The 25,815-nt window shown below is 67.5% G+C and carries 16 protein-coding genes; 6 read left to right on the top strand and 10 right to left on the bottom strand.

The features are described from left to right. Positions 1–2: 2 nt before the first annotated feature. The 4 genes from fghA to ppc form a co-directional block, all read right to left on the bottom strand. Entirely contained in the window at positions 3–833 is an 831-nt protein-coding gene (gene fghA / locus AC3A3Q_RS09705) for an S-formylglutathione hydrolase (protein WP_487586060.1), read from the bottom strand. 29 nt (positions 834–862) lie between these two features. Next, positions 863–1,444, bottom strand: coding sequence for an S-(hydroxymethyl)glutathione synthase (gene gfa, locus AC3A3Q_RS09700; RefSeq protein ID WP_487586059.1), 582 nt, complete (start codon positions 1,442–1,444; stop codon positions 863–865). Positions 1,445–1,527: 83 nt separating this feature from the next. After that, on the bottom strand, positions 1,528–2,637 hold the full coding sequence (locus AC3A3Q_RS09695) for an S-(hydroxymethyl)glutathione dehydrogenase/class III alcohol dehydrogenase (RefSeq protein ID WP_487586058.1): 1,110 nt from the start codon (positions 2,635–2,637) through the stop codon (positions 1,528–1,530). Positions 2,638–2,766: 129 nt separating this feature from the next. Further along, on the bottom strand, positions 2,767–5,523 hold the full coding sequence (gene ppc, locus AC3A3Q_RS09690; RefSeq protein WP_487586057.1) for a phosphoenolpyruvate carboxylase: 2,757 nt from the start codon (positions 5,521–5,523) through the stop codon (positions 2,767–2,769). 159 nt (positions 5,524–5,682) lie between these two features. On the opposite strand from ppc, the gene AC3A3Q_RS09685 reads away from it, so the two are divergent. Further along, positions 5,683–7,323 (top strand): tetratricopeptide repeat protein, encoded by a 1,641-nt coding sequence (locus AC3A3Q_RS09685; protein ID WP_487586056.1) that lies wholly within the window; start codon positions 5,683–5,685, stop codon positions 7,321–7,323. A 15-nt stretch (positions 7,324–7,338) separates the two neighbouring features. On the opposite strand, the gene AC3A3Q_RS09680 is transcribed toward AC3A3Q_RS09685, so the two are convergent. After that, positions 7,339–8,676 (bottom strand): amidohydrolase family protein, encoded by a 1,338-nt coding sequence (locus AC3A3Q_RS09680; protein ID WP_487586055.1) that lies wholly within the window; start codon positions 8,674–8,676, stop codon positions 7,339–7,341. Between the two features lie 139 nt (positions 8,677–8,815). After that, positions 8,816–10,180, bottom strand: a complete 1,365-nt coding sequence (locus AC3A3Q_RS09675) for a glutamate--cysteine ligase (RefSeq protein WP_487586054.1) — start codon at positions 10,178–10,180, stop codon at positions 8,816–8,818. Between the two features lie 343 nt (positions 10,181–10,523). Between AC3A3Q_RS09675 and AC3A3Q_RS09670 the strand changes: the two genes are divergently transcribed. Then, complete coding sequence (locus AC3A3Q_RS09670; protein WP_487586053.1) at positions 10,524–11,576, top strand: LacI family DNA-binding transcriptional regulator; 1,053 nt, start codon at positions 10,524–10,526, stop codon at positions 11,574–11,576. A gap of 125 nt (positions 11,577–11,701) precedes the next feature. Here the strand turns inward: AC3A3Q_RS09670 and AC3A3Q_RS09665 are convergent, their stop codons facing one another. From AC3A3Q_RS09665 to AC3A3Q_RS09655, 3 genes are all read right to left on the bottom strand, one after another. Next, complete coding sequence (locus tag AC3A3Q_RS09665) at positions 11,702–13,396, bottom strand: alpha-amylase family glycosyl hydrolase (protein WP_487586052.1); 1,695 nt, start codon at positions 13,394–13,396, stop codon at positions 11,702–11,704. 9 nt (positions 13,397–13,405) lie between these two features. Next, on the bottom strand, positions 13,406–14,893 hold the full coding sequence (locus AC3A3Q_RS09660; RefSeq protein WP_487586051.1) for an MFS transporter: 1,488 nt from the start codon (positions 14,891–14,893) through the stop codon (positions 13,406–13,408). Positions 14,894–15,091: 198 nt separating this feature from the next. Further along, on the bottom strand, positions 15,092–17,407 hold the full coding sequence (locus tag AC3A3Q_RS09655) for a glucosidase family protein (protein ID WP_487586050.1): 2,316 nt from the start codon (positions 17,405–17,407) through the stop codon (positions 15,092–15,094). 216 nt (positions 17,408–17,623) lie between these two features. Here AC3A3Q_RS09655 and AC3A3Q_RS09650 point away from each other — a divergent pair, with 216 nt between their 5' ends. From AC3A3Q_RS09650 to AC3A3Q_RS09640, 3 genes are all read left to right on the top strand, one after another. Then, positions 17,624–19,243, top strand: coding sequence for an alpha-glucosidase family protein (locus AC3A3Q_RS09650; protein WP_487586049.1), 1,620 nt, complete (start codon positions 17,624–17,626; stop codon positions 19,241–19,243). 3 nt (positions 19,244–19,246) lie between these two features. After that, positions 19,247–20,257 (top strand): alpha/beta hydrolase, encoded by a 1,011-nt coding sequence (locus AC3A3Q_RS09645; RefSeq protein WP_487586048.1) that lies wholly within the window; start codon positions 19,247–19,249, stop codon positions 20,255–20,257. 297 nt (positions 20,258–20,554) lie between these two features. After that, positions 20,555–23,287 carry a TonB-dependent receptor gene (locus tag AC3A3Q_RS09640; RefSeq protein ID WP_487586047.1) on the top strand — a complete coding sequence of 911 codons (2,733 nt, stop codon included), beginning with the start codon at positions 20,555–20,557 and terminating at the stop codon, positions 23,285–23,287. An 815-nt stretch (positions 23,288–24,102) separates the two neighbouring features. On the opposite strand, the gene yihA is transcribed toward AC3A3Q_RS09640, so the two are convergent. After that, the gene (gene yihA / locus AC3A3Q_RS09635) at positions 24,103–24,723 is read right to left on the bottom strand and encodes a ribosome biogenesis GTP-binding protein YihA/YsxC (protein ID WP_487586046.1); all 621 of its coding nucleotides are present in this window, start codon (positions 24,721–24,723) and stop codon (positions 24,103–24,105) included. Positions 24,724–24,939: 216 nt separating this feature from the next. Between yihA and AC3A3Q_RS09630 the strand changes: the two genes are divergently transcribed. After that, on the top strand, positions 24,940–25,812 hold the full coding sequence (locus AC3A3Q_RS09630; protein WP_487586045.1) for a c-type cytochrome: 873 nt from the start codon (positions 24,940–24,942) through the stop codon (positions 25,810–25,812). The last annotated feature ends 3 nt before the right edge of the window (positions 25,813–25,815 follow it).

The raw sequence follows: 25,815 nt of genomic DNA, 5'->3' as shown, positions 1-25,815 counted from the left end.
CGTCAGTCGGCCAGCGCTCGCGCGTGGTAGGCGATGTGCTCGCCGATGAACGTCGCAATGAAGTAGTAGCTGTGGTCGTAGCCCGGGCGCATGCGCAACTCGAGCGGGTGGCCCACGGCATCGCACGCGTCCTGCAACAGCAGCGGCCGCAGTTGCGTCACCAGGAATTCGTCCGCCTCGCCCTGGTCGACCAGCAGCGGTAGCCGCTCGCTCGCATGGGCCACCAGTTCGTGCGCGTCCCACGCCTTCCACGCCTCATGGTCATCGCCGAGGTAGGCCGAGAGCGCCTTCTGCCCCCACGGCACCTGGGTGGGCGCCACGATCGGCGAGAACGCCGACACGCTTCGGTATCGCCCGGGGTTGCGCAGCGCCGCCACCAGCGCGCCGTGCCCGCCCATCGAATGACCGCTGATCGCCCGTGCATCGGTGGCGCGGAAATGCGCCTCGACCAGCGCCGGCAGCTCGCGGGTCACGTAGTCGTGCATGCGGTAGTGCGAGGCCCACGGCGCCTGCGTCGCATCGACGTAGAAGCCGGCACCCATGCCGAGGTCATAGCCATCGGCATCGGCGATGCCGGGACCGCGCGGACTGGTGTCGGGCGCCACCAGGATCACGCCATGCTCGGCGGCGTAGCGCTGGGCACCGGCCTTGGTGATGAAGTTCTGCTCGTTGCAGGTCAGGCCGCTGAGCCAGTACAGCACTGGCAAGCGGCGCTGCGTCGCCTGCGGTGGCAGGTAGACGCCCAGTCGCATCTCGCAGCCCAGTGACGTCGAGGCGTGCTTCCACACTTCCTGCTGCCCGCCGAAGCAGGCATGCCGTTCGATCCGTTCCATCGTTCTCCTTTCAGTCAAGCTCTTCTGAATCAGGCCTTGAGCACGCCCGACTTTTTCGCCGCGTGCGTGGAAAGTGCATCCATCAGGGTGGGTGACAGACAGTCGTACGGCTCCAGCCCGAGTTCGCGCAGCCGTGCGCGCACCGCCTCCATGCCGGACGGGGCGTAGCCCGATTCGATGATGGAGGACACGAACGCGGCGAAGCCGGGCGCCGACCAGCCGGTGTCCTTCGACAGCTCGGTGTGGACGAAGTCGAGTCCGTGGAAAGCGTGCTCCTTGTTCTCGATGCGGCCGAACATGTGCACGCCACAGCCTTTGCAGGCGTGGCGCTGGATCGTCGCCTTGTCGTCGACCACGGCCAGCTTGTCGCCGTTCTCGAGCACTTCAAGCTTGTCGCGCGGCACCGCGGCGATCATCGAGAATACCGAGCCCTCCGGTTTCCAGCATTTGGTGCAGCCGCACACGTGGTTGTGCGCGGTCTGCGCGCCGACTCGAACCTTGACCGGCTTGTCGGCGCACTTGCATTGCAGCGTGCCGCCGGCGAAATCTGCGGCACCGCCCTTGGGTACGCCCTGGTCGACGGCCGGATGGATGGCCACTGCACTGTTCATGGATCACCTCCAATCGTGGCGTCGCAGGTTCGCAGCGACGCGAGTGCGCCCCCGTGTGCGTTGCTCCGTCAGAAATGGATCATTCAAAAATGGATCACGGTGCGGATCGACTTGCCTTCGTGCATCAGGTCGAAGGCCTCGTTGATCCGATCCAGCGGCATCGTGTGGGTGATGAAGGGGTCGAGCTGGATCTCGCCCTTCATCGCCTGCTCGACCATGCCCGGCAATTGCGTGCGGCCCTTGACGCCACCGAACGCCGAGCCGCGCCAGACGCGACCGGTGACCAGCTGGAACGGGCGCGTGCGGATTTCCTGGCCTGCGCCGGCGACACCGATGATCACGCTCTCACCCCAGCCCTTGTGGCAGCACTCCAGCGCCGCGCGCATGACATCGACGTTGCCGATGCACTCGAAGCTGAAGTCGACGCCGCCGTCGGTCAGCTCGACGATGACTTCCTGGATCGGCTTGTCGTGGTCCTTGGGGTTGATGCAGTCGGTCGCGCCCATGCTGCGCGCCAGTTCGAACTTGCCCGGGTTGGTGTCGATGGCGACGATGCGCCCGGCCTTGGCCTGCACCGCGCCCTGGATCACCGCCAGGCCGATGCCGCCCAGGCCGAACACGGCGACGCTGTCGCCGGCCTTGACCTTGGCGGTGTTGTGGACCGCGCCAATGCCGGTGGTGACACCGCAACCGAGCAGGCAGACCTTCTCCAGCGGCGCCTGCGGGTTGACCACGGCCAGCGAGACTTCCGCCACCACTGTGTACTGGCTGAAGGTGCTGGTGCCCATGTAGTGGTAGATCGGCTGGCCGTTGTAGGAGAAGCGCGTGGTGCCGTCCGGCATCAGGCCCTTGCCTTGCGTGGCGCGCACCGCCTGGCACAGGTTGGTCTTGCCCGACAGGCAGAACTTGCACTTGCGGCATTCGGCCGTGTACAGCGGGATCACGTGGTCGCCGGGCTTGACGCTGGTGACGCCTTCGCCGACTTCGACGACGACGCCGCCGCCTTCATGGCCGAGCACGCTGGGGAAGATGCCTTCCGGGTCGTCGCCGCTGAGCGTGAACGCGTCGGTGTGGCAGACGCCGGTGTGGGTGATCTTCACCAGCACTTCGCCGGCCTTGGGCGGGGCGACGTCGATTTCGACGATCTGCAAAGGCTGGCCCGGGGCGAAGGCAACGGCGGCACGGCTTTTCATGGGAGGCGGATCCGGAGCGGAGAATGTGGATGGGTCATCCCCGCGCAGGCGGGGATCCAGCCGATGATTCTAGGCCCCGGGTGTAAAGCTGGTGTTGCCGGTGCTGGTGCTTGCAGGGGAGGGAGACTTTCAACCCGTGTTCTGGATGCCCGCCGAGATGCCGTTGACCGTCGCCACCAGCGCCTGCAACAGCTCGTCGTCGGGGCGGCCGGCGGCGCGCCAGCGGGCCAGCAGGTCGACCTGCAGCAGGCTGATCGGATCGACGTAGGGATTGCGCAGGCGGATCGACAAGCGCAGGCGGTAGTCGCCCGCCAGCAGCTCGTCGCTGCCCTTGATCGCCAGCACCGCCGCGCGGGTGCGCTCGAACTCGGCAGCGATACCGGGATGGAAGCGCTCGTGCAGTTCGCCGGCGAGCAGCGAGTACTGCTCGAAGATCGCAGGGTCGGACTTGGCCAGCATCATCTCCAGGTCATCGACCAGGGTGCCGAAGAACGGCCAGTCACGCGCCATCTCCGCCATCGTCTCGCGACCGTGCGTTTCCAGCGCCTGCGTCAGTGCGCTGCCGACGCCGTACCAGGCCGTGAGGCCGGCGCGGTTCTGCGACCACGCGAACACCCACGGGATCGCCCGCAAGGACGACACGTCACCGTCGCCGGCGCGCTTGCTCGGGCGCGAGCCGATGCGCAGGCGCTCGATCACGTCGATGGGCGTGGCGGCGCGGAAGTACGCCGGGAAGTCCGGATGCTCATGCACCAGCGCGCGGTAGTGGCTGCGCGCACTGGCCGACAGTTCGTTGGCGATCGCGCGCCAGCTGGCCTCGCGCGGCTCCGGTGGACGCGGCCGCAAGGTCGCGCGCAGCACCGCGCCGGTGGCCTGCTCGAGGTTGCGCAGCGCGATCGCTCGGATGCCGTACTTGCGGTGGATCACCTCGCCCTGCTCGGTCAGTCGCAGGTAGCCGTCGACCGAGCCGCGCGGCGCGGCGATGACGGCGCGTTCGGTCTTGCCGCCGCCGCGGCTGATCGAACCACCGCGGCCGTGGAAGAAGGCGATGCGCACGCCGCTCTCCTGCGCCAGCGCGGCCAGCGCTATCTGGGTGCGTTGCAGCGCCCAGCGCGAGGCGAGCATGCCGCCGTCCTTGGCGCTGTCGGAGTAGCCCAGCATCACCACCTGGCGATTGCCACGTGCGGCCAGATGAGTGCGGTAGACCGGATCGGCGAACAGCGCGCGCAGCGTGTCGGGTGCGGCGTCGAGGTCGTCGACGGTTTCGAACAGCGGCGCGACATCCAGCGGGACGCGACCGTCGCCGTCGATGCAGCCGGCAATTCGTGCAAGTGCGAGCACGGCCAGCGCATCGGCGGCACTGCGGCTCATGCTGACGATGTACGGGCCGAAGGCACGCGGGCCGTAGCGCGGGCGCAGTCGCGCCACCGCGCGGAACACGTCCAGCGTCGACCGTGCCTGGCCGTTGCCGGTCGTCGGCGCCGGCGCGCTGCCATCGAGCAGCGCGTGCAGGCGTTGCGCGCGCTGTTCGCGGCTGTGCGACTCCCAGTCCGGATCGGCGAGCAGCTCGGCCAGCGCTGCATCGTGCGTGGCCGAGTCCTGGCGCAGGTCGAGGCTGGCAAGATGGAAACCGAAGCATTCAACGCGTCGACGCAACCGGCGCACGGCGAAACCGCCGGCGTGTTCGCCCTGATGCGCGTCGAGGCTGCGCTCGATCATCGCGATGTCGGCCAGGAAGGCGGCGGCATCCGGATAGCCGTGGACATGGTCCTCGGCGGTGGCGCGCAGGCGCGCACCGGCCAGTGCCAGCAGGTTGCGGTATGGCATGTCGGCGTGGCGAGGGCGCAGCGCCGCCGCGGCCTTGGGCAGCAGGTAGCGATATTCCTCGATGCGCGCCATGACCTCGTCGGCGACGCTGACACGACCCAGCGACTGGCTCAGCAGTTCGCCCAGCGCAGCCACTTCCTGGCGGTACGCGCTCAACACCAGCTTGCGCTGGCCCGCCAGGCTGGCTGCGATGGTGTCGGCGCCGACGTTCGGGTTGCCGTCCATGTCGCCGCCGACCCAGGTGCCAAAACCAATCACGTCCGGGGCCGGCGTGGCCTCACCATAGGTTTCGCGCAGGGCGTCCTCGAATACTTCGTAGAACACCGGCAACACGCGGTACAGCACGTCCGACAGATAGAAGCCGACGTGCTCGAACTCGTCGGCGACGCTCGGCTTCACCGGCGAGGCTTCGGCGGTCTGCCAGCCGGCGGTCAGCGCCAGGCGCATGCGCTCCAGATCGGCACGGTGCTCGTACGGCGTGCGGCTGCGGTCGATGTCGTCGATCAGGCAGGTGACGATCTGCCGTTCCTTTTCCAGCAGCGCGCGCCGCACCGCCTCGGTCGGGTGCGCGGTGAAGACCGGTTCGATGCGCAGCCGCGAGAGCAGCGCGACCACTTCATCCAGGCTCACACCCTGCGCCGCGAGCGAAGCCAGCACTTCGCGCAGGCTGCCCGGCTGCGCGCCGGCGCCACGACGTTCGTAGTCGCGGCGGCGACGGATGCGGTGCACGCGCTCGGCGACATTGACCGCCTGGAAGTAGGTGGCGAAGGCGCGCACCAGGTCGCCGGCATGGGACAGTTCGATGCCGGCCAGTGCCTGCGTCAGCTCCGACACCGGCGCATGGCTTTCGCGGCGACGGATCGCCGCGCGGCGCAGGCGTTCGACTTCGGCCAGGAACTGCGGGCCGCGCTGCTCGGCGAGGATCTCGCCGACGAGGGCGCCGACGGTTTTGACGTCCTCGCGCAGGAGCGCGTCGGAGGAGGCGAACTCGACGATTCGCAGGGGTTCTTCGGCGGGCTCCGCAACGGACTCGGAGGCGGACTCGACGGCGCGGCTCATGGTCATCCGCCGAGCCTACCGCACTGCAACATTTGACGGCGACCGTTTCAGCCGCAACGGATGGGTCGGGGCGGTTGGCGGGCCTGTTCATGGCGTCGGGCGGCCTGCGGTGGCCGGGCCTGACGTTTAATAGTCCCGGCCCCACTCCGTGCGATCGCCATGACTCGAGCCCTGGTCCTCCTGCTCAGCTGTTTCGCCCTGATCTCCTGCGAGGCTCCGACCACCCGCGACGAAAAGGCCGCGGCGGCACCGCCTCTGTTTGACACCTTCGGCCAGCTGCACCGCGACATCGGCACGCGCGTGCCGGAGGCGCAACGCTACTTCGACCAGGGCCTGCGCCTGGCCTACGGCTTCAACCATGAAGCGGCCGGTCGCGCATTCGCCGAAGCCGAACGCCTCGATCCCAAGTGCGCGATGTGCGTGTGGGGCCAGGCATTGGTGCTGGGCCCGAACATCAACCTGCCGATGCCGCCGGAACTCGCCGCCGACGCGACACTGCTGGCAACGCGTGCGCAGGACCTGGCCAAGGGCGCCAAGCCGGCCGACCGCGCGCTGATCGCCGCGCTGACCAAGCGCTATACCGCACCCGCGCCCGATGACCGCAAGCCGCTCGACGAGGCCTACTCGAAAGCGATGGGCGAGGCTGCGGCGCAGTTCCCCGACGACGACGACATCGCCACGCTGTATGCCGAATCGTTGATGGACCTGTCGCCGTGGGCGTACTGGACCCCCGATGGTCAGCCGGGCCTGCACACGGGAACGATGGTGGCGATGCTGGAAAAGGTGCTGCAGCGCAATCCCGACCACATCGGCGCGGCTCACTACTACATCCATGCGGTCGAAGCGTCGAACGACCCCAAGCGCGCCGAAGGCTATGCCGACAAGCTCGCCGCGCTGGCGCCGGGGTCCGGTCACCTGGTGCACATGCCGGCGCATGTCTACATCCGCATCGGCCGCTACCACGACGCCACGCTGAGCAACTTCGCCGCCAGCACCGCCGACAAGGAATTCCTGGCCGTGTGCCGCGGCAGCAATGGCGCCTACCCGCTGGGTTACGTCCCGCACAACTGGCACTTCGCGGCGATGTCGGCTGCACTGCACGGCTCGCGCACGCTGACGATGCAGGCCGCCGAGCAGACCGCCAAGCGGGTCGATCCGCCGCAGATGGAAGCGATGAGCTTCATGCAGCAGTTCCTGGTCACGCCGCTGTTCGCACAGGTCCGCTTCGGTGAGTGGGATGCGATCCTGGCGACGGAAGAGGCACCGGCGGCATTGCCGTTCCCGCGCGGGGTCTGGCATTTCGCCCGTGGCATGGCGCTGGTGCGCACCGACAAGCCGGCCGCCGCGCTCAAGGAGCTGAAAGCATTGAAGGCGATCGCCGCGGATCCGGAGCTGGCGAAGGTCGGGCTGTTCGGCATGAACAGTGCCGACCGCGTGCTGGCCGTGGCCGAACCGATGCTGCGCGGCGAGATCGCGCTCGCGCAGAAGCAGCGCAAACCGGGACTGGCCGCGCTGCGCGAAGCCGTCGCCGCCGAGGACAAGCTCAACTACAACGAGCCGCCGGACTGGCCGCTGCCGGTGCGGCCGTACCTGGGCGCGGCATTGCTCGATGCCGGCCGCGCCAAGGAAGCGGTGGCGGTGTACGAGGATGACCTCAGGACCTACCCGGAGAACGGCTGGTCGCTGTATGGCCTGGCGCAGGCGCAGAAGAAGCTCAAGCTCGATGCAAGCGAGACCGAGCGACGGTATGCGGCGGCGTGGGAGTGGGCGGATGTGAAGCTGGTGGCTTCGCGGTTCTAGACAGCGGCGGACGGCTTACTTCACCTGCTTGCCGTGCTTGATGACGACATCCACCCGCTGCAGCAGCGCCACCTGCTTCAACACATCGCCCTTCACCGCGATGATGTCCGCGTACTTGCCTTCGACCACGCTGCCGTAATCCTTGTCGGCCTTCATCGCGACCGCCGGCCAGTACGTGGCCGCGCGGATCGCGTCCACCGCCGGCACGCCGAGCTGGTTGACCCACACGTCCAGCTCGTTCCATGTGCTGCCGCTGTGGAATTTCATCGGGATGCCCGAGTCGGTGCCCACCAGCATCACCACGCCCGATTCGCGCAGCTGCTGGAACTTGCGCTTCAGCGTCGGCCAGCGCTGCGGCGTCTGCTGGAAGTAGGCGATGCGCTCGGGGTGCTCGAGTGAGTGGCGGATGTCGGCGACGATGTCCGGCGGCAGGCCTTCGTGCCAGGCATCGCCGTCGATGAACTCATGGTTGCGCACGGTGTAGGGGAAGTTGAACAAGCCTTCGATCGTCGGCGTCCAGAACATCGGGCCCGCAGCCATGTTGCCGGTGCGCTCGCGCAGCGCGGCCATGACATCTTCCGGATACTCCGGCGACGCGCCCAGCCCGGTGTGCTCGAAACAGTCGACACCGGCCTTGAGTCCGCGACGGATTTCTTCCGGACGATGCGCGTGCGCCACCACCGGCAGCTTGTGCTTGTGGGCCTCGTCGACGATGGCCTGCACTTCGGCCTCGCTCATCTGGTCCTGGTCGATCAGCTTGACCACGTCCACGCCGGCTTCGGCCAGGCGGCGCACCTTGCGGCGCGCATCCGACGGCGAGTCGACGCCCCAGCGGAACTGTTCGGTGCCCGGATAGGGCTTCTTCTGGATGAAGGGCCCGGACACGAACAGCGTGGGGCCCGGGATCTTTCCGCTGTTGATCGCATCGCGCACAGCGATGCTGTCCTCGAGCGGACCGCCGAGGTCACGCGCGCCGGTCACGCCGGCCAGCAGCAGCTGCTTGGCCGAGGCCGGCATGATCACGTCGCGGAAGCGATCCGGGTAAGTCTTGTCCCAATGCTCGTAATCGGCGTGGCCGTTGATCATCAGGTGCACGTGCATGTCCCACAGCCCGGGCAGCACGGTCATGCCTTCGGTCGAGATCACGCGCGTGCCGGCAGGTACGGGCAGCGTTCCGACGCTGCCAACGGCGGTGATGCGTTCGCCGTCGATCAGTACCACGCTGTCCTGGATCGGCTCGCGCAACGTGCCGTCGACAAGGGTGCCGCCGACCAGGGCAATGCGTTCGGCGGCATCGGCCGCGCCGGTGAACAACAGCAGTGCCAGCCACCAGCCACGTCGGAATCCGTGCATTGCAGCCACTCCGGTCAACGGTAAGTGGCGCCTAGCCTACCTTGGGTCCCATACAGGGGTCAGAGTACGTTTTTCACTCGTACCGGAAATGGCACTCTGACCCCGATTTGGAAATGGCACTCTGACCCCGTTTTGATCGTCAGTAGGCGAACTCGGTGAACACGGGATCGACGCTGCCGCTCCAGGCGCCATGGAACAGCTCGAGCTTGCGCTCGGCCGGGGTGATGCCGGCTTCGGCGAACTCCATCATCGGATCCAGGTAGATCGACTCGTCGGCGCCGTTGCGGTTGAGGCGTGCGCGCCGGGCCAGGCCGTGCGCGGAAATTTCCAGCGCCTTGCGGGCGAGGTCGAGCACGGTGCCGTTGCGGAACGGCAACTTCAACGCCTGGCGCGGCACGCCGTCGCGCAAGGCGTGGCGTTCTTCCAGGGTGAAATCCTTGACCAGGTCCCAGGCGGCGTCGAGGGCGGCATCGTCGTAGAGCAGGCCGATCCAGAACGCGGGCAGTGCGCAGATGCGGTTCCACGGGCCGGAATCGGCGCCACGCATCTCCAGGTACTTCTTCAGGCGCACTTCCGGGAAGGCGGTGGTGCTGTGGTCGGCCCAGTCGCGCAGCAGCGGGCGTTGGCCCGGGTAGGCCGGCAGCTTGCCGTCGAGGTAATCGCGGAACGACTGGCCGGAGGCGTCAATGTACTCGCCGTCGCGGTAGACGAAGTACATCGGCACATCGAGCAGGTAGTCGACGTAGCGCTCGTAGCCGAAACCGTCCTCGAAGACGAAATCGAGCAGGCCGGTGCGGCCGGCATCGGTGTCGGTCCAGATGTGCGAGCGGTAGCTGAGATAACCGTTGGGCTTGCCCTCGGTGAAGGGCGAGTCGGCGAACAGCGCCGTGGCGATCGGCTGCAGCGCCAGCGAGACGCGGAACTTCTTGACCATGTCGGCCTCGGAGCCGACGTCGAGGTTGACCTGCACCGTGGAGGTGCGCGTCATCATGTCCAGGCCGAGCGAACCGACCTTGGGCATGTACTCGCGCATGATCTTGTAGCGGCCCTTGGGCATCCACGGCATTTCGTCGCGACGCCACTTGGGCTGGAAGCCCATGCCGAGGAAGCCCAGCCCCATCGGCTCGGCGACCGCGCGCACTTCCTTGAGGTGGCTGGAGGTCTCGCTGCAGGTCTGGTGCAGGTTCTCGAGCGGTGCGCCGGACAACTCAAGCTGGCCGGCCGGCTCCAGTGACACCGAGGCCTGGTCGCGGGTGAGCGCGATGACGCGGCCGTGCTCCTCGACCGGCTGCCAGCCGAAACGGGTCAGGCCCTTGAGCAAAGCCTCGATGCCGCGATCGCCGTCGAAGGTCGGCGGGCGCAGGTCATCGTTGCGGAAACCGAACTTCTCGTGCTCGGTACCGATCTTCCAGTCCTCGCGCGGGCGCGCGCCGGAGCTGAGGAACTCGACCAGGTCGGCCCGGCCCTCAATGGCTACTTCCTTGACATGACTGGGACCGGACACATGCACCTCGCGGGGGAAAACTCCATCTGCAGGGCTGATGCCCTGCTCGCGCGATGTGGCCAAAGCGCGGAACGGCGGTGCAGTGTCGCGTTTGCTCGCGCAAGCGACGTGAAGGCACCCACCTGACCAGCATGGTGGGGACGTCCCCCCTGATAGCAAGCCTTGTGCAGTGTAGCGGCGGGCGCGAATGGAACAATGGCGGCCCTGAAACGCTGTAGGTTGTCTTTTGGTGTGGACGCGGACCCGCTGCGGCCTTCGGCCTTCCCCGCGACCCGGCTCAATCCAAGCCTCCTGCGCTGCGCTGCGGCATGCCTTACGGGACAGTGCTGCCTACACTGGCCGAATGTCTCAAATGCAGTTCGTCGGTCGCAGCAAGAAGACCAAGACCACCTCGCTCGACATCGCCCACCGGGCCGGTGTCTCGCAGGCGACGGTATCGCGCGTGCTTCGCGGCAGTCCGCTGGTCAATGCCGAGACCCGGCGCCGGGTCGAGGACGCCGTCCGCGAGCTCAACTACAAGGTCGACCGCCACGCCTCCAGCCTGCGCACCCAGCGCTCGGGCACCCTGGCGCTGCTGCTGTTCGAGGACCCGACCCCGGACGAGTCGCACATCAACCCGTTCTTCCTGTCGATGGTCGGCTCGATCACCCGCGCCTGCGCGCGCGAGGGCCAGGACCTGCTGATCTCGTTCCAGCAGCTGTCCGACGACTGGCACGCCGACTACGAGGACAGCATGAAGGCCGACGGCCTGATCCTGCTCGGCTACGGCGACTACCTGGCCTACCAGGGCAAGCTGGAAAAGCTCGTCGAGCAAGGCACGCGCTTCGTCCGCTGGGGCGCGGTGCTGCCGGACCAGCCCGGGCAGTCGATCGGCTGCGACAACTTCAATGGCGGCCGCCTGGCCGGCGAGCACCTGGTGGCGCAAGGGCGTCGACGCATCGCCTTCCTCGGTGGCGCCTCCAGCCATTGCCCGGAATTCTTCGACCGCTTCCGCGGCTGCGACGCCGCCCTGCGCGAGGTCGGCGGGGCGATGGAGGCGATCCTGCAGGTCGATGCGGAAAGTTCGGAAGAGGACGGCTACAACGCCGCCGCCGAGCTGATCGAACGCGGTGGCGCCTTCGATGCGGTGTTCGCCGCCAGCGACCTGATCGCCATCGGCGCGATGCGGGCCTTGGCCGATGCCGGCCTGCGCGTGCCGGAAGACGTCGCCGTGGTCGGCTTCGACGACATCCCGATGGCGCGCTTCGCCACGCCGCCGCTGACGACGGTATTCCAGGACACCAAGCGCGCCGGCGAACTGCTGGTGGAGACGCTGATGCGCCAGGTGCATGGCGAGGCGACGCAGAGCATCACGCTGCCGGCGTCGCTGGTGGTGCGCAAGTCGAGCGGGGCCTGAGAAGCAAGAGTCCCCCTCTTCCGCCCTTCGGGCACCTTCTCCCACGAGGGGAGAAGGAAGAGCTACAACCCTCTCCCCTTGTGGGAGAGGGACAGGCCGCGAAGCGGCCAGGGAGAGGGGTCGCCTTACTGCGGACGCTTCGTCCTCATCGCCGCATCCAGTTCGCGCCGAAGGTCGGCGCGCGCCACCGGCGCATCCAACAGATACACCTCGACGCCATGCGCAGGCACGGTCGCGGCAAGCTCCTTGCCGTTCGCCACCTCAACTTCGCCGCCGCCAATCGCCGCCTTCCATCGCCCTGCCTGCAACCAGCGCTTCACCTCGAACTGCGCCGGCTGGTCGCCTTTGTTGAGCAGCACCAGCGCGATCTGCGACACGCCCTCGTGCTGGTAGACGCGGTAGAACGCCGCCTTGTCGCCCTTAAGCAGCACATCCAGCTGCACGCCGCGCTGCAGCGCCGGTGACGCCGCGCGGATCTTGGCAATCCGCTTGAGGTTCTCGCGGATCGGATTGCCCACCGCCGCATCCACCCGTTCCTGCCCGAAGTAGTTGCGGTTGCCGGCATGCTCGGCGCGGCCGCGCATGAAGCCGACTTCCGAACCGTAATAGACCACCGGGATGCCGCGCGCGGTGAACAGCCAGTTGTTGGCGTCGATGAAACCCTCGTTGCTGGCATCCAGCCGCGGCATGTCGTGGTTGTCGTAGAACGTCATCAGCTCGTACGGGTTGGCGTACGGCCCGCCCTGCAGGTACAGCCGAGGCTGCAGGTTCTCGAAGCCGTGCGGCTTGTCGCCACGGCCGAACACCTGCGCCATGCGCTCCTTCATCGGGAAGTCGAGCACGCTGATCGAACCGTTCTTCGCCCAGGTGTGCGGGGCGATCTTGGCCGGGTCGTACTCGAAGTTCTCGCCGAACATGAAAAGCCCCGGCCGCTGCGCGCGCATGCGGTCGGCGAACTGCTTCCAGAAGGTGTGCGGCATCCAGCCGATGGTGTCGATGCGCAGTGCATCGGCGCCCTGCCCCAGCCACTGCAGGTAGGCACCTGACAGGTAGTCGAGCACGGCCGGGTTACCGTCGTTGAAGCTGGCCAGTTCGGCGATTTCCGCCGGCGAGCGGTAGAACGCGTGCAGCGGGTTGTGTTCGGGATCGAGCTTCTCCGGCGGCAGGTTCTGATGATCGGCCAGCAGCTTGCCGTCGCGATCGTAGACCTTGCCGAACTCAGGCTGGCTCTTCGGCATCGAGAACGCAGGCGACGCGTGGTTGCCGACGATGTCGAGCACCACCTTCATGTCATGGCCGTGCATCGCCTTGGTGAAGCCGGCGAAATCCAGGCCCGGGCTGGGCAGGTGCTCGTCGAGCTTGTAGAAGTTCACGCCCCAGTAGCCGTGGTAGCCGGTCTTGCCCTGGTCGGTCCAGAAGCTGCCCCAGCTGACCGGCTTGCCGCCGGTGAAGGCGGCATCGGGCTGGTCGACGATCGGGGTGATCCACACCGCGGTGAAGCCCATGTCGCGGATGTAGCCGACGTTGTCCAGCACGCCTTTGAAGTCGCCGCCGAGGTAGCCGATGTTGTCGGTCTCGCCGTCCGGTCCCGGAACCGGGCGGTCGAACGTGCGCGTGGCTGGATCCGGCCCGCCCTGCTCGCGATGGTCGTTGCCGGTGTCGCCGTTGACGAAGCGGTCGGTCACGACGAAGTACACCGACTCGCTGGCGAACGGTTCAAGCGTGCCGTAGTAGTCCGGCGCCCGGTCGGCAGCTGCTGCTTGTGCGGAGAGTATGGCCAGCAGCGTGGCGGCGAGCGGTCGGAACTTCGGGTTCGGCATCGATGGGTCTCAGTGGCTGGTGGCAACAGTGGCCGCGCGCGGGTCCTGCACGCGCAGCACGCACAGGCCGGCGACGAACAGGCTGACGGCACCAATCGTCAGCGCCTGGATCGGCTGGCCGCCGAAGAAGGTCTTGAGCAGGAATCCCAGCAGGCTGGCGGCGACCAGCTGCGGGATCACTATGAAGAAATTGAAGATGCCCATGAACACGCCCATCTTTTCCGCCGGCACGCTGTCGGCCAGCAGGGCATAGGGCAGCGACAGGATCGAGGCCCAGGCGAAACCGACGCCGACCATCGACAGCAGCAGCCAGTGCGGGTCGCGGATGAAGAGGAACGAGATCAATCCGAGCCCGCCGAGCCACACGTTGATCAGGTGGCTCATGCGCAGGCCGATGCGGCGCACCATCCACGGGATCACGATCGCGGCCAGCGCGGCGAAACCGTTGTAGGCGGCAAACAGCACGCCGACCCAGTTGGCGCCTTCGTTGTAGAGCGCCGAGCCGGTGTCATTGGTGCCGTAGTGGACGCCGGTGACCGCGCCGGTGGTGTAGATCCACATGCCGAATAGCGCGAACCAGGAGAAGAACTGCACCACCGCCAGGCGACGCATCTCGGCGGGCATGTCGTGCATGTCGCCGATGATGTGGGCGAAGGCGCTGTCGCGCCGCAGCAGCGTCACCACCAGCAGCGCCAGGCCGTAGCCCGCGGCCAGTCCGGCGAGCACGTAGAGCTGGCGGTCGAGGTTGTAATGCATGACTACGTACGCACCGGCCGCGCCGAGCAGCAGCCAAATCGCACCGTTGCGGCGTGCGCGCGCGTGATCGAGCGTGCGTTGCGGCGCGCGCTGCAGCGTGTCGTGGGCGCGCAGCACCTCTGGCGGGTATTCGCGGGTGCGCACGATCGTCCAGCCGACCGAGAGCATCAGCACGGCGCCACCGAAGTAGAACGCATAGCGCACCGTGTCGGGCACTTCGCCCGGGCCGGCAGTGTTGCCGACGCCGACCTGCGCCAGGAACCACGGCAGCAGGCTGGCGATCACCGAGCCGACACCGATGAAGAAGCTCTGCATGGCGAAGCCGCTGGCGCGCTGCTTTGTCGGCAACTGGTCACCGACGAAGGCGCGGAACGGTTCCATCGAGATGTTGATCGAGGCGTCGAGCACCCACAGCAGGCCGGCGGCGATCCACAGCGTGGGCGAGTTCGGCATCGCGCACAGGGCGAGCGTGGCCAGCACTGCGCCGACGAGGAAGTAGGGACGGCGGCGGCCGAGGCCCGTCCAGGTGCGGTCGCTGAGGTAACCGACGATGGGCTGCACGATCAGGCCGGTCAGCGGCGCGGCGATCCACAGCGCCGGGATCTCGTCCACGCTGGCGCCGAGGGTCTGGAAGATGCGGCTGACATTGGCGTTCTGCAGGGCGAATCCGAACTGGATGCCGAGGAAGCCGAAGCACATGTTCCAGATCTGCCAGAACGACAGCTGCGGTTTGGTGGTCATTGCGTCCCGATCCCCCTGAGATGGTTAGCCGTCATTGCGATGGATCCCCGTAACCCGTCATTCCCGCGAAGGCGGGAACCCAGCGACTTTGACTTCGATGGACGCGGAAGTCACTGGGTCCCCGCCTTCGCGGGGACGACGGTCAAGGGCAAAGTCACTGGGTCCCCGCCTTCGCGGGGATGACGGTCAAGGGCAAAGTCACTGGGTCCCCGCCTTCGCCGGGATGACGGCGCCAGCGGGAGCCAGCTGGACCACATGCAGTTCCCCCGCCTCGGCCGAGTTCAACGGCCCTGCCGCGCCACCGGTGCCTCCGGTGTAATGGGCAAAGTGGCTCAGGTAGCTCATGTTGAAGCCGTCGCGCAGGTCGAAGCGGCATTGCGCTCCGACCCTGGCGTCGAACACGACCGCGCTGGAAAGCTGCCGGGCCTTGCCGTGCGGCATCACCAGCGTTCCGGACTGCTGCGGCTGGCCGGGGCAGTCCACCACCAGCGTCTTCACCGCCGCGGTGATGCCGGTATTGATCGGGCCGTGCGGATTGACGAAGTCCAGGCGCACCGAGAAGCGTCCGCCCGACGTCGCCGTCCACTGCCGCGGCCAGTCACCGCCGACCGATGTCCCGTCAGCGATGCAGTGGGTCGGACCATGCAGCGACTCGATGCCGCCTTCGCCGATCCGGGTCAGGCTGAGGCATTGCTGGTACGGCTGCCTGGCCAGCGTCACCGCGGTCGATGCCCCCCCGGCATCGGCGCGGCGCTGGCCGTCGACATACAGCCGCGTGCCCGGCGGCAGCGTGACGCGCCATTGCGTGCCGGTCGCGTGCACCAGCGGGGCCTGTGGCGAGGCGGGCGCGAGCGCCGCAGCGTCCGTGGCCAGCGTTGCCGACGTGCTTCGCGTGGCGACCAGATCGACAACGGTGTTTGCCCCGTCGACGCGGGTCGTGCCGGCAAGCAGCAAGTCGCCTTCGATCGCACGCGGGCGACGCAGGGTCACCCTGCGTTTGTCCAGCTGCAACGAGATCTCGTCGCGGTCGCCGAACAGCATCGGCACCAGCTCGGCTGGCAGCATCGGCCTGACGCTGCCGTCCTCGCCGACGCCGAAGACGCCTTCGATGACCATGTCCAGGTAGGCCGCCACCGACCACAGCTGCCGCGGCGAGTTGACCACCGGCCCGCTGAGTGCGCCGTCGTCGACGTGCACGGCCTGCGTGACCAGCTCGAAATTCTCCATGTTCGATCCGGCCAGCGCGGCACCGCGCATCAGCGAGCGGATCTCGTGGGCGATGCGCGGCGCGTGCCCGACCGTGCGCGCGGCGCGCAGCGAGTAGGCGCTGACGAAGGGCCAGATCGCGCGGTTGTGGTAGATCGCGGTGTCGGGCTGCTGCGGCCAGATCACCGGGCTGCCGCTTTCCAGCGCCGGGTAGCGCGACAGCGCGCGGCGCGCGCGATCGGGCGGGGCGATGCCGCTTTCGATCACCAGCGCCAGGCCGAGCAGGTCATACGCCTCGAACGGGACGCGGTGCTCGGCCGTGCCGATGTAACTCATGTACAGGCCGCGATCCTCGCGCCAGAACGCGCGGTCGATGGCCTTGGCCAGCGCATCGGCCTGACGCGCATAGGTTGCCGCGCGGGCGTCGCCACGACGCCTGGCCATCTGCTCGCCCAGGCGCAGCGCCTGGTACTGCAGGACGTTGGTGGACAGCGCGAACGACTGCGCGATGAAGGCGACATCGTTCGCGGTCCAGCGCGGGTACGACTGCTCGCGCCAGTCGAGGTAGGAAGTCTCGCCGCGATACAGCCCGACGTTGTCGTCGAAGACGAACTGCCGGTCCTGCGCAAGCGTGTCGGTCAGCGCGCGCCAGGTCTCGTCGGCGAAGCGGCTGCTGTCGGCATCCTTGCCATCCGCATCCTTGCCAGCGAGCAGATGGCGCGCAGCCAGGAACCACACCACCCGGTCACTGCTGATCGGCCAGCTGCCGCCCGAGCCGGTGTCCTGGGCGACGAAGAATCCGCCGGCGGCTGCAGGCGGTCTTGTGCCGGACAGCTTGAAGCGCAGCGAGGCGCGCGTGCGCTCAGGCGCCACCCGCGCCAGGGCGAGGTCCGCTGCGTAGGAGAGATCGCGGGTCCAGACGTAACGCCACTTCTCGCCAGTCTCGAAGCAAGGACAGGCGATCGGCTTGCCGTTGTCGAAGGCGTTGTCGGTGATCGATTCGACCTGAGCCTGCTGCACCTCGAGCTGGGCCAGTGCGAACAGGCCGTCGAACAGCGGGCTGGCGGTCTGGCTGCGCAGGGACTGCGGCGGGATCGTGCGCGGCCTGGCAGCGCCGGACAGCACATACCCCTTGCCGCCCTCAACCATCTCGACGCTCTGCCCGCGCCACGACAAACCGTGTTGCCATGCAGCATCGGTGGGCGCGGCGGGTGACTGCGCCAACGCGACCGTGCAGGCGATGGCGAGCGCACCCGCGACAAGGCCTCGAACCCCGGCCTGACAGCGTGCGGTTGCGGCTTGAGTCATGCATCGCCCCTTTGCGAACAGCGGCCATGGTAGTTCGCGGCACCGATGCGCACGCGCTTGCTGCATACGTATTCATCGCCAAGCAGGCGGACCTGGCAATCCCGACGGCTACCCGGCATGGAATAGTGCGCACCAATGCGTGCCCCCGGCGCGCCCAACGACACAAGCGGCGCGCGGATGACGATGGCGGCAGTCACAACGGACAGGAAGGCGGCAATGCAGGACGCAGCATGGTGGCGCGGCGCGGTGATCTACCAGATCTACCCGCGCAGCTTCCTCGACACCAATGGCGATGGCGTCGGCGACCTGCCCGGCATCATCGAGCGGCTGGACTACGTCGCCAGCCTCGGCGTGGATGCGATCTGGATCTCGCCGTTCTTCAAATCGCCGATGGCCGACTTCGGCTACGACATCGCCGACTACCGCGACGTCGACCCGCTGTTCGGCACCCTGGACGACTTCGACCGCCTGCTGGCCAAGGCGCACTCTCTCGGCATCCGCGTGATGATCGACCAGGTGCTCAGCCACACCTCGGTCGAGCATGCCTGGTTCAAGGAAAGCCGCGAGAGCCGCGACAACGCCCGCGCCGACTGGTACGTCTGGGCCGATGCCAGGCCCGACGGCACGCCGCCCAACAACTGGCTGTCGCTGTTCGGCGGCGTCGCCTGGCGCTGGGAACCGCGCCGCGGCCAGTACTTCCTGCACAACTTCCTGTCGTCGCAGCCGGACCTGAACTTCCACAACCCGGCCGTGCGCGAGGCGACGCTGGACAACGTCAAGTTCTGGCTCGACCGCGGCGTCGACGGCCTGCGCCTGGACGCGATCAACTTCTGCTTCCACGACCAGCAGCTGCGCGACAACCCGCCCAAGCCGGCGGAACTGCGCACCGGTCGCGGCTTCAGCCCGGACAATCCGTACGCATTCCAGTACCACCACTACAACAACACGCAGCCGCAGAACCTCGACTTCCTCGAGGACCTGCGCGCCCTGCTCGATCGTTATCCCGGCGCGACCACGCTCGGCGAGATCTCCTCGGAAGACTCGCTGGCGACGATGGGCGAGTACGTCAACGAGCAGCGCCTGCACATGGGCTACAGCTTCGAACTGCTGACCGACGACTTCAGCGCCGCCTACATCCGCGGCACGGTCGAGGACCTGGAAGCGAAGATGACCCGCGGCTGGCCGTGCTGGGCCATCTCCAACCACGACGTCCGCCGCGCGGTGACGCGCTGGGGCGGCGACAACGCGCCCGACGCCCTCGCCAAGCAGCTGGTGGCGCTGGTGTGCTCGCTGCGTGGTTCGGTCTGCCTGTACCAGGGCGAGGAACTGGGGCTGACCGAAGCGGAGGTTCCGTTCGAATCGCTGCAGGACCCTTACGGCATCGCGTTCTGGCCCAACTTCAAGGGCCGCGACGGATGCCGCACGCCGATGCCGTGGAACGGCGGCACGCATTCAGGCTTCAGCGACGGCAAGCCGTGGCTGCCGGTGGCGGAAACCCACAGCGCGCGCAGCGTCGCGGTGCAGGACGCGCAAAGCGACTCGGTGCTCAACGGCGTGCGTCACCTGATGCGCTGGCGCAAGGCACATCCGGCGCTGGTCGCCGGGGACATCAGCTTCCTGGACGCCCCGGAGCCGGTGCTGGCGTTCACCCGTCGCAGCGATGACGAGTCGTTGCTGGTGGTGTTCAACCTGTCGGCGCAGCCGCAGCAGTGGGCGATTCCCGCGGACCTGGGCTCGCTGGCACCGGTCGACGACCACGGCCTGCTGTCCGGGCGCGTGGATGCTGGCCAGTTGCAGCTGCCGGCGCACGGCGTGTGCTACGCGCGGATCGGCTGACCGATGCGCGCGCGTGCCGCCATTGCCGCGCTCGCGCTGATCGCATCGTTCGCGCTGCCGCTGCGCGCCGAACCGGTTCGCTTGCAACTGGACGCGCCGGCCTTCGCGCCGGAACGGGTGAAAGTCTCGGTGTACCTGCCACCGGGCTACGGCGACCAGGGCGACCGTCGCTATGGCGTCCTCTATATCAATGACGGCCAGGACATGCCGGCCGTCGGCCTCGAATCGACGCTGTCGCGCCTGTACGCGCAGCAGGCGATCGAACCGGCGATCGAACCGGTAATCGTCGTCGCCATCGACATGCTCACCGATCGCATGGGCACTTACGGCCTGTCCGACCGCGCCGCCGGAGCAAGCCTCCCCGGCAGTTCGCGCTTCGGTCCGATCGGCACGCGCGCGCACGACTACGCGCAATGGCTCGCCGGCACGCTGGTGCCATACATCGACTCCCACTACCGCACCGTGCCGGAGGCCTCTGGCCGCAGCATGCTCGGCTGGTCGCTGGGCGCGTTGCAGGCGTTCGACATGGGTTGGCAGTACCCGGAACTGTTCGGACGCATGGGCGCATTCTCGCCATCGTTCTGGTTGCCGCCATCGCGCGCGCCGGGCGATGAACGCCTCGCGCAGGCCATGGTCGAGCGTGGCCCCAGGCGCGAGGGCCTGCGCATGTTCATCGCCGTCGGCAGCGCCGAAGAGACGGACGATCGCGACCACGATGGCGTGTTCGACGCTCTCGACGATGCCCTCACCCTGATCCGCGGCGGCCGCGATGGCGAACGCGATCTGCAGGGCCTGACGGGGCTGGGATATCGGGTGTCGCTGGCGTATGCGCCGTGCCGCCCGCAATCCGACATCGATTTCCTGCTGCTCGCCGACGGCCGCCACAACCAGGCGTCGTGGGCTCGCATGCTGCCCGTATTCCTGCATTGGGCCTACGCCACGCCCGCGGCGAGCGCCATGCCGCGCTGTCGCGATTACCTGCCGGCACCGGCTGCGCCCACACCAGCGCCTTAGGCGCTGATCGGCCTGGCGCTTCCGGTGCCCGGCCGTCCCGCACCGCCCACCCTGAAGAGGGAAGGCGCCGGCTGCGTGCGTCCCGAAAACGATTGCAGCCGCCAATTGCCTGCATGCCGTGGCGATGAATACGTATGCAATGGAATTTGTGCAGCGATGCCTGCGTCTACCATCGCGCTACGTTCTGGAACGGTCTTTCATATTGCCAATCCTGGCGCGCGGGCTTCGACGATCGGCGGCGCAATCGCCGCGACGTACGCAAGCCGACTATAAAAACACTATGCAGTGGGAGGGGAGATGCAACTCAAGCGCAATCTGCTGAGCGTGGCACTGGCATCGGCGACGATGCTGATCGCCGCAGGCGCCCAGGCGCAGGAAACGAGCCAGCCGGGCACGCCCGGCCAGGACGCCACGACGCTGGACTCGGTGGTGGTCACCGGTATCCGCGCCGGTATCGAAAGCTCCATCTCGACCAAGAAGGACTCGACCTCGATCGTCGAAGCCATCTCGGCCGAGGACATCGGCAAGCTGCCTGACATCAGCATCGCCGAATCCATCGCCCGCCTGCCGGGCCTGGCCGCCCAGCGCGTGGCCGGCCGCGCGCAGGTCATCAGCGTCCGCGGTCTGTCGCCCGACTTCGCCACCACGCTGCTCAACGGCCGCGAAGTGGTCAGCACCGGCGACAACCGCAGCGTCGAGTTCGACCAGTACCCGTCGGAGCTGTTCAACGGCGTGACCGTGTACAAGACCCCCGACGCAAGCCTGGTCGGCCAGGGCCTGTCGGCCACCATCGACATGCAGACCGTGCGTCCGCTGAGCTACAGCGAGCCGGTGGCCGTGTTCGGCGCCCGCTACCAGAAGAACTCGCTTGGTTCGGCCGCCGACAGCGACGGCGACGGCAACCGCGTCAATGCCAGCTACATCGGCCAGTTCCTCGACAACACCCTGGGCATCTCGATCGGTTACTCGCACCTGGAGACGCCGATCCAGGAAGAGCAGGTCGGCCTGTACGAGCCGTGGTCGGCCGTTGGCGCCGGCGCACGCCCGGGCGTGCCTGCCGGCGCGTTCTACTCCGACGGCATCAAGGCCCTGCGCCGCACCGGCTATGCCGAGCGCGACGGCATCATGGCCACCGTGCAGTACCGCCCGTCGAACGCCTGGACCAGCACGCTGGACGTGTTCCACACCGAGGCCGAGCAGGTCGACACGGCCAATCAGTTCGAGGTCAATCTCGGCAACTATCCGAGCGGCCTGCTGATCAACGGCGCGCAGGTCAACGGCAACGGCACGTTCACTGGCGGCAACGCCACCGGCATCTACCCGCTGGTGCGCGGCATGTACAACAAGCGCGAAGACGAGATCAACGCGTTCGGCTGGAACAACGACTTCGCCGTGGGCAATGCCCGCGTCAATGCAGACCTCAGCTATTCGAAGGCGAGCCGCGACGAGTTGAGCCTGGAGAACAACACCCAGCAACTGCCCAACACGCTGCGCGACACGTTGAACCTGGCCTACTCCCGCAGTGACTTCTCGCAGCTGGTGCCGGGGCGCGATTATTCAGATCCGAACAGCCTGTTCCTGACCGGCACGATCTACGGTTCCGGCTACGGCAAGGTCCCGAGCGTCGACGACGAGCTCAAGGGTGCACGCGTGGTCGTCTCGCTGCCGGCTCCGGCGACGAGCTGGCTGTCGAACATCGACATCGGCCTGAACTACGCCGATCGCGAGAAGCAGAAGACCCAGCCTGAGGGCAACATCAACATCTGCACCGGCTGCGACACCACGATCGCCTCCGACCTGCAGTTCGACCCGGTCAACCTGGGCTTCGCCGGCATCGGCTACATCCCGGCGTGGAATGTCCCGGGCGCGGTCGGTCGCTACATGACCTTCAATCCGGTGTCCGACCTGTCGTACCTGGTGTCGAAGGCCTGGACGGTCAACGAGAAGATCACCACCGGCTACGTGCAGGCCGACATCGACACCGAATGGGGTTCGGTCGGTGTCCGCGGCAACGTCGGCGTGCAGATCCAGCACACCGACCAGTCGTCGAACGCGAACTACTGGGACGGCACCGCCAACAACAACACCGGTGCGGCCAAGCCGTTCGAAGACGGCACGACCTACACCGACGTGCTGCCGAGCCTGAACCTGGCGTTCTCGTTCGAGCATGACCAGACCCTGCGCTTCGCCCTCGCCCGCCAGGTGGCCCGCGCACGCGTGGACGACCTGCGTGCCTCGCTCGAGTTCGGCGTCGACACCTCGACCGGCAAGCCCGGCGCGAGCGGCGGCAATCCGCGCCTGGATCCGTGGCGTGCCAACGCGTTCGACATCTCCTACGAGAAGTACTTCGGCGACAACCGCGCCTACGTTGCGGCCGCGTACTTCTACAAGGACCTGCGCAGCTACATCTACAAGCAGACGCAGGACAACTACGACTTCAGCAGCTTCGTCGCCGACTACGTGCCGCCGCAAGGTGGCGTGCCGGCCCAGACCACGGGCAACTTCACTGCGCCGTACAACGGCCAGGGCGGCATGCTGCAGGGTCTGGAGCTGAGTGCGTCGCTGCCGCTGGACATGCTGTGGGAGCCGCTGGAAGGCTTCGGCATCGTGGCCAACGCCAGCTTCAACGACAGCGACATCGAGATTGTCGATCCGGACAGCGCGAGCAGTGTCGGTTCGGACCCGATCACGCTGCCGGGCCTGTCGGACGAGGTGTACAGCTTCACGGCGTACTTCGAGCGCGGTGGTTTCGAGGCGCGCGTGAGCCAGCGCTGGCGTTCGGACTTCATCGGCGAGATCGGCAACTTCAACGGCAACCGCACGCTGCGTTACGTGGTGGGCGACGACCAGCTTGATGCGCAGATCAGCTACGAGTTCGGCGAGGGCACGATGTCGGGCCTGAGCCTGTACCTGCAGGGCAGCAACCTGACCAACTCGCCGTACCAGACCTACGCCAGCAGCAAGGACCGTCCGCTCGAGTACATCGAGTGGGGTCGCACCTATCTGGTGGGCGCGTCGTACAAGTTCTGATCCCCCTCCCGGGCTGAAGAACGAACCCCCGCCGGAGCGATCCGGCGGGGGTTTTTTATTGCCCGTCCTACCGGCGAACGCCTGTCACCGTCATCCCGGCGAACGCCGGAATCCAGGCCGTCACGTCTTCCGCTTTGTCACCGTCATCCCGGCGAACGCCGGGATCCATCTTGACGTTGGGTTGTCTTCGGAGCGGCGTTGTCCGCAGGGGCGGGGAGTGCTACGTCCCGCAGACGACATCCTGTCTTTATGCGGGACGCGGGACATCCATGTCCCGCTGCTCCGCACTCCCCGCCCCTGCGGACAACGCTCTGGCGATTCGTTGCGCGGTCTTCGGCGAGCAACCAACACGAGCAAAGACGCTGGGTTCCCGCCTGCGCGGGAATGACGGGTATACCTCACCGTCATCCCCGCGAAGGCGGGGATCCAAGGACGTTGACGTTGACGTTGACGTTGGCTTTGCCTGTGCCTCGCGCCTTCGAGGTGAACCTCGCAGCCAGCAGCGCTTGCAGACCCGGAGGGCGCCGCACAGGACGTGCGGCGTTTTTCTAAGGGACAAGGATGTCCCTTAGAAAAATCCCCTCGAGCACTCCGGTCGTAGGACTGGGTTGTCAGGGAGGCCGTTTCTTCTTGGTTACTTCTTCTTTGGGCCAGCAAAGAAGAAGTGACCCGCCGCTTCAGTGGCGGAAGCTGTTGATGTTGCTTCGCAAACCAAAGAGCAACAGCGAAATGGATCCCGGCGTTCGCCGGGATGACGTGACGTTGCTGATGGACTGCGGGCCTGGGTCCCGGCGTTCGCCGGGACGACGGGGATCTCAGAGGCCCAGCCAGCCGGCGACTACAGCGCGCGCTTCTTCCACGCCCTGCTTCGACTCGCCCGAGAACGTCTGCACACTGACCGTGTCGCCAAAGGCACTGAACAGGTCGCGCTTCACCGCGTGCAGGGTCTGCGTCTGCTGCCCACGCCCCAGCTTGTCGGCCTTGGTCAGCAACGCATGCGCCGGCAGGCCGCGGTTGACCGCGTAGCCCAGCATCTGCCGGTCGTATTCGCGCAGCGGATGGCGGATGTCCATCACCACCACCAGGCCCTTGAGCGACTCGCGGGTCTGGAAGTACTGGTGGATGAAGGCCTGCCAGTGCGCCTGCAGGTCCTGCGGCACCTTGGCGTAGCCATAGCCGGGCAGGTCGACCAGGTAGTTGCCCGGGACCGGCTCCACGCTGGGCGGGGTGATGTCGAAATAGACCAGCTGCTGGGTCCGGCCGGGGGTCTTGGAGACCCGCGCCATCGCGTTCTGCTGGCACAACGCATTGAGCGCGCTGGACTTGCCGGCATTGGAGCGGCCGGCGAAGGCGACCTCGGTCCCGCCCTCGGGCGGCAGCTGCTTGTGGTTATGCGCCGCCAGCAGGTAGCGGGCGCGAACAAAGGGATTGGCCATGCCATAGGATCGCATGGCGACGCCCCCGACCGCCGGAATTGCCGCCCAGGCAGCGATCCAGGCCCGCGCAAAAGGCCCAAAACACAGCAAAACGCCTGACTCGGGCAGCTCACACGCTCAATCCGCGTTGACCCGACCGGAAGCGGCGACGATAATTCCGCGGTTCCGGCGTCCGCAATCCTGGGCGCCTCTTAAAGTGTTTCGGAGCCCAGCTACATGAGCCAAGCCCGCGTCCTCGGCATGATCGGCCTCGCCGCAATGGCGGCCGCTGCCGTCGCCTACGCCCAGACCACCGTTACCCCGGTCCCGGACAACGCGCCGGTCCAGGCCGCTGCGCTGAACACCGCGCCGGAGAAGGTCGTCTGGGGTGACGCCAAGGCTGGCGCGACCAAGGCCGGCACCTGCGCCGCCTGCCACGGCCTGGACGGCAACCCGACCGATCCGCAGTACCCGCGCCTGGCTGGCCAGAGCGAGCGCTACCTCGCCCACCAGATCGCCCTGTTCAAGAGCGGCGAGCGCAACACCGGCATGGCCGCGGTCATGAAGCCGTTCGCCGACGCCCTCAGTGCCCAGGACGCGCGCGACATCGGCGCCTACTTCGCCACCCAGAAGGCCGGCGCCGGCGTCGCCGACGACACCGTCATCGCGACCGGCCCGAACTCGGGCAAGAAGTTCTTCGAAATCGGCCAGCAGCTGTTCCGCTCGGGCGACAAGGCCCGCGGCATCCCGGCCTGCATGGCGTGCCACGGCCCCGACGGCGCCGGCAACCCGGGCCCGGCCTACCCGCACATCGCGGGCCAGCAGTCGGCCTACACGCAGCGCCGCCTCGAGGAGTACCGCACCGGTACCACCACGCAGCGCGATGCCCACCTGTTCAACGTGATGGCCACCGTCGCCAAGCAGCTCAGCGACGAGGAAATCGGCTCGCTGTCGAGCTACCTGCAGGGCCTGCACCCGAGCCACGACGACCTGGCCGCGGCCAAGTCGCCGGCAGCGGCCCCGGCAGCGGCTCCGGCAGCCCCGGCGGCGGCCCCCGCTCCGGCGCCTGCCCCGACCCAGGAGCCGGCGGCGCCCGCCACCGGTTCATAAAGG

The sequence above is a fragment of the Lysobacter sp. Soil_C_59 genome (genome assembly GCF_057656415.1).
Note: the sequence above shows the minus strand (reverse complement) of the source record. Positions and strands in the feature narration are given on the sequence as shown.

Coding starts and splice junctions, on each gene's coding strand:
- AC3A3Q_RS09630 (WP_487586045.1), top strand. CDS start 24,940: ATGAGCCAAGCCCGCGTCCTCGGCATGATCGGCCTCGCCGCAATGGCG.
- AC3A3Q_RS09685 (WP_487586056.1), top strand. CDS start 5,683: ATGACTCGAGCCCTGGTCCTCCTGCTCAGCTGTTTCGCCCTGATCTCC.
- AC3A3Q_RS09640 (WP_487586047.1), top strand. CDS start 20,555: ATGCAACTCAAGCGCAATCTGCTGAGCGTGGCACTGGCATCGGCGACG.
- gfa (WP_487586059.1), bottom strand. CDS start 1,444: ATGAACAGTGCAGTGGCCATCCATCCGGCCGTCGACCAGGGCGTACCC.
- fghA (WP_487586060.1), bottom strand. CDS start 833: ATGGAACGGATCGAACGGCATGCCTGCTTCGGCGGGCAGCAGGAAGTG.
- AC3A3Q_RS09655 (WP_487586050.1), bottom strand. CDS start 17,407: ATGACTCAAGCCGCAACCGCACGCTGTCAGGCCGGGGTTCGAGGCCTT.
- AC3A3Q_RS09670 (WP_487586053.1), top strand. CDS start 10,524: ATGTCTCAAATGCAGTTCGTCGGTCGCAGCAAGAAGACCAAGACCACC.
- AC3A3Q_RS09665 (WP_487586052.1), bottom strand. CDS start 13,396: ATGCCGAACCCGAAGTTCCGACCGCTCGCCGCCACGCTGCTGGCCATA.
- AC3A3Q_RS09660 (WP_487586051.1), bottom strand. CDS start 14,893: ATGACCACCAAACCGCAGCTGTCGTTCTGGCAGATCTGGAACATGTGC.
- AC3A3Q_RS09645 (WP_487586048.1), top strand. CDS start 19,247: ATGCGCGCGCGTGCCGCCATTGCCGCGCTCGCGCTGATCGCATCGTTC.
- yihA (WP_487586046.1), bottom strand. CDS start 24,723: ATGGCCAATCCCTTTGTTCGCGCCCGCTACCTGCTGGCGGCGCATAAC.
- AC3A3Q_RS09650 (WP_487586049.1), top strand. CDS start 17,624: ATGCAGGACGCAGCATGGTGGCGCGGCGCGGTGATCTACCAGATCTAC.
- ppc (WP_487586057.1), bottom strand. CDS start 5,523: ATGAGCCGCGCCGTCGAGTCCGCCTCCGAGTCCGTTGCGGAGCCCGCC.
- AC3A3Q_RS09680 (WP_487586055.1), bottom strand. CDS start 8,676: ATGCACGGATTCCGACGTGGCTGGTGGCTGGCACTGCTGTTGTTCACC.
- AC3A3Q_RS09695 (WP_487586058.1), bottom strand. CDS start 2,637: ATGAAAAGCCGTGCCGCCGTTGCCTTCGCCCCGGGCCAGCCTTTGCAG.